Below are 4,005 nucleotides of genomic sequence, written 5' to 3'. Positions count from 1 at the left end.
ACCGGCGGGTTCAGACCCCAACTACACCCTGGATCATGATGAGCCAATAAACTCCTACTAGTGACCCCAGCTCTCGGCGGGGCGCTGACTCCAACATATTTATTGTATCGAAGTCGCTGCAAAAGAATTGAGTTTCGGTTCCGCGCCGTGTGCGTGGAATTATATCCGACGCGTGCACGAATCACGGAGGTGTTCTATTCGTAAGGCCCGAGGAAGCGCTCGCCGTTGTAATGAATCATGTGCGTGGGATGGTCAGCGCACCAAACCTCGGACTCCCAAGCGATCTTGTCGACGTACTTCCGAAACTCTGCCCGATCAGGGAAGCAAGAGACGTAAACAAGGCCTGCCGTCGACTGTGAGAACAAGTTGCTAAGTTCAGCCTGGCGTTTAGAGTCGACCGGGCCGTGCGAGCTGGCTGCTTCCAGAAGCACGAGCCAGTTACGGTCGGGCAGGTACGTAACTAGGTCGGGCATCTTGCCGTGCTGGTCGACTTCAACCTTTAGCGAAGACAGGGTTTCTCGTTCGAAGAGTGCCCACTTGTCACCGGCATCGCCAATGTAAAGCACTTGCCCACCAGGCGTGAAGCGAGGGCAGAAGTCTTCAATCATCGCCTTAAGCAAGACGTTCTGCCCACCGGGCGTCAGAGTGAAGATCGACCCGTCGGGAAGTGTCAACGGAATGCGTTCCATCTCGCGGGCAGCCGCATAGCGCGCCTTTAGTCCGGGAAGCTCGGAAAGGTATCGGTCGATTCTGGATTGCCAGCCGTCGGTGCCGTAGGCGCGTAACACATCCAGAGCCTCAGCTGTAACTTGATAATTCCACTTGGGCGAGTTCACGGGACGTCGGGGCTCGTCCGGATTCTGCACAACAAGTTGTGCTTCCACAAACTGGTGCAGTGTGAACCTTCGGACGGTCTCACGAGTGTTCGGGGCGTAGTCCTTGTCGTACTCGTCGCGAATGAAGTTCATGATGGCCCGTGTGCCGAGCATCGGGTTAGCCGCATCTGCCCACGCATCCGCAGGTGCGAGACGCAGGAGCGCCAGGAGCACGAGGGCGGAGCGTTCATTACTGCGCTCGGCGTCCATGCCTAGCGTTTCTAGAATGATGCGGGCATCTTCCACTTGCTCGTGGGCGGCGTCGGTCAGCTCACTCATTTTTCGACGAACTCCTTTACGAGGGAGTCAACCTCGACCTGAGAGGTGACTGCGTTGCTTCCAAGGTAACGCAGGGTCTCGACGGAAGGAAACCGTAGAGTTCGCAGATCGGTGGCATTGACCTGCGTATGGCCCGAGAAAGTGCGAAAGAACTTGTCAATCACGGATGAGTTCAGCCAGACTGCGACACCCTGGGCGAGGTCTTGATCCAGCCCACAACCCCCGAAATGGAACACGTTGAGGTGATTCTCAAATGCCACTTCACCTGGGTTTTCAATGGGCGACCAGACAGAGGCAACAATACGTCGGCGCTCCTCCTTTGCGCTGAATCGCTTTACGACGGTATACCAGCCCTCGGGCAGGATCATCGCCCGATCCTTGTCGTTGCTGGGTTGGAACCACTGGGGCTTGCGGATCGCCCGGGGCCATGCCACTCGGCCATCACGGAGGTTGCCGGGATAGATAAGCGGAACCGATTCAGCCAGTTTTACGCTGCTAAGGGCGTGACGTGAGCGGAAATCCACTACTCGCCCGGTCGAGACTTGAATTCCAATATCAAGCAAAGTGCATGGTTGAGACAGCACTAGTTCAGCGACCCTGGTGTCATCTGCATCTGTTGCAAGTCTAATAAATCGGTTGGGGTCGTCTGGATAGACGACATCGTCGTAGGGTACGACTCGTGAGACGACGTCATCGGTGTGGTCGCGACTCACAGAAAGCTCGACAACACCCGGAGCAGCCCCACGGGTTCCAGAGAAGATGACGTTTTCCTGAAGCACTCCTGTGTCGGCGAAAACGGTAGAGCGGGAGTCGAATACGTGTACCCGGTCAAGCGCGATCGAGTCGAGCAGATGGGAGCGAAACTCTCCAAAGTACGGTCCATTGAAGAATGACCTTGGTGTGATCGCAACAACCTGACCACCAGGCCGTAGGGCTGCGACAGACAGGGCGAGGAACGCAGCGTAGAGATTCGGAGCATCGACTCCAGAGGCACGCATGGCAACTCGGTGTGTGCTTGACACCGGCAGCTTTCCGTAAGGTGGATTCTCGATCACTAGATCGAACTGTGCGTCCAGATTGAGTGACGACTCCAACCCCGTGGAATCGAGGATGAAGTCTGCTTGGACGATCTCGGCCATGACTTGACCATCCCCAACCCGCTCACACTCGTCAAGGGTCGCTCGAAGGTGGGGTAGTAGGGCCGGATCGCGTTCAACTGCGACGATCTCTAGGGACAATTCGGGTCGCTCAGCGAGCACTCGACTCACCAATGCAGCAGTCAAAATGCCGGATCCAGCTCCAGGATCAAGAACGCGAAGCGTGCCACTTGAGGGCAGGCTTGGCATGGACGAGATGAGTCGAGCCGCAGCCGCGGGGGTAAAGAATTGTCCCAATTGGCTCTGTGTGCGCGCATCAAGTCCGCCGAGGGCGGCGACTCGCCCGACCTCGGCGATACGCAGGAGGTCTGTCGCCAACATCTTGTCACCATAACCGAGGCCACTGACAACGAAAGGGCAGCGCGCCGCGACGTTCACTAGTCGGTCATCGCTCTCAGCCGACGCATCGTCTCCGGCGGGGCGGTTCCGATCACGCCTAGCGGCTGCGCACTGCGCTTGCTGGGCCGCTCGCCACCTTCACATGCGACCTCGCCGACCCGTGCGGCGAATACGGCGACCCAATGCAGCTAGCTGCGGACACTGATTGATGACGTAATTTTCGTGAAGCAACTTGGGTGGGCCCTGTGGGGCTCGAACCCACGACCCATGGATTATCAGTCCCGCCGACACAAGGTGTCGCCGGCTCACGTCCACAGGGCAACCCGCTCGTGCCGTCTGGACGGAGGTCACCGCCGAACGCGAGCCACCACGTGCTCATCTCGCGGCCTGATCGGCTAGGGCGTGTCTCCTACGCGACGAGGCGCCCTTCCTGGAAGCCGGCATCACGCACACCCCCATGATCCTGCGGCGCTGAGCAGCTCTGCGGCCCCACCCTGCACCGGTGCGCGCCCAGATGAGAATCGACTGATGAACTGAGCGGACTCCCGGCGGATCCCTACCTGCGTTGCATCCGCCGTTCACACGCGCCTGCCTATAGTACCGAGATGCTCCCCCGCGCTCCCCGCCAGATCTACCGCTACGCCCAGCTACTCTCCGGCCCCCGCCGAACCCCGCTCTTCGACCGGCACCTGGCCTACCTGCTGGTGGTCATCGCCGGGGCTCTGAACTCCGTCGGCTTCGTGGCCGTGGGTCTCTACACGTCGCACATGACCGGGATGACGGCCTCGGGCGCCGATCACTTCATGACCGGCGACTGGCGCCTGGTGCTGGCGGCGGCCCTGGCCGTGTCCTCATTCATCGTCGGGGCGATCATGTGCACCGTGGTCTTCACCTGGGGCCGACGACGACGGCTCTCGAGCCGCTACGCCAACGTCCTGGCACTGGAGGGCGTACTGATGCTCGTGACCGGTCTGCTGGCCGGGCGATTCGAGGGCCCTGAGACGGAGCTGGTGCTCGTGGCGCCGCTGTGCTTCACCATGGGCCTGCAGAACGCCCTGATCACCAAGATCCGCGACTTCCCGGTGCGAACCACCCACGTCACGGGGATGGTGACCGATATCGCCGTGGAGCTCGACCGCATCCCCTACCGCAGCCGGGACGCCGCCCCAGTGCGCGGTGATCGGGAGAAGCTGCGGGTGCTCACTGTGCTCGTGGGCCTGTTCTTCCTCGGCGGGATCGTGGGCACGCTGGGTTACTGGGGAATGGGCTTCGGCGCCCTGGTCTTCGGCGCCGCCCTGATCCTGACCGCATCCCTGCCGCCGATCGCGCGCGACTTTGCCGGGCCCGGCACCGGG

3 protein-coding genes are annotated in these 4,005 nt (G+C 60.6%); 1 reads left to right on the top strand and 2 read right to left on the bottom strand.

Going from position 1 to position 4,005, the window contains the following annotated elements; all coding sequences use genetic code 11:
• Nucleotides 1-194: 194 nt before the first annotated feature.
• Together L979_RS13805 and L979_RS13800 are read right to left on the bottom strand one after the other, a co-directional pair.
• Entirely contained in the window at nt 195-1,154 is a 960-nt protein-coding gene (locus tag L979_RS13805; protein ID WP_047692834.1) for a BsuBI/PstI family type II restriction endonuclease, read from the bottom strand.
• Nucleotides 1,151-2,632 (bottom strand): class I SAM-dependent methyltransferase, encoded by a 1,482-nt coding sequence (locus L979_RS13800; protein WP_047692836.1) that lies wholly within the window; start codon nt 2,630-2,632, stop codon nt 1,151-1,153. Before L979_RS13800 ends, L979_RS13805 begins: the two co-directional genes overlap by 4 nt.
• Before the next feature lie 623 nt (nt 2,633-3,255).
• Between L979_RS13800 and L979_RS13795 the strand changes: the two genes are divergently transcribed.
• Nucleotides 3,256-4,005: YoaK family protein (locus L979_RS13795; RefSeq protein WP_047692832.1), on the top strand; the 750-nt coding region annotated here is incomplete at its 3' end.

Origin of the sequence: Kocuria sp. ZOR0020 (assembly GCF_000800955.1) — a bacterium.
Taxonomy (GTDB): Bacteria; Actinomycetota; Actinomycetes; order Actinomycetales; family Micrococcaceae; genus Kocuria; species Kocuria subflava.
Note: the sequence above shows the minus strand (reverse complement) of the source record. Positions and strands in the feature narration are given on the sequence as shown.

Coding starts and splice junctions, on each gene's coding strand:
- L979_RS13805 (WP_047692834.1), bottom strand. CDS start 1,154: ATGAGTGAGCTGACCGACGCCGCCCACGAGCAAGTGGAAGATGCCCGC.
- L979_RS13800 (WP_047692836.1), bottom strand. CDS start 2,632: ATGTTGGCGACAGACCTCCTGCGTATCGCCGAGGTCGGGCGAGTCGCC.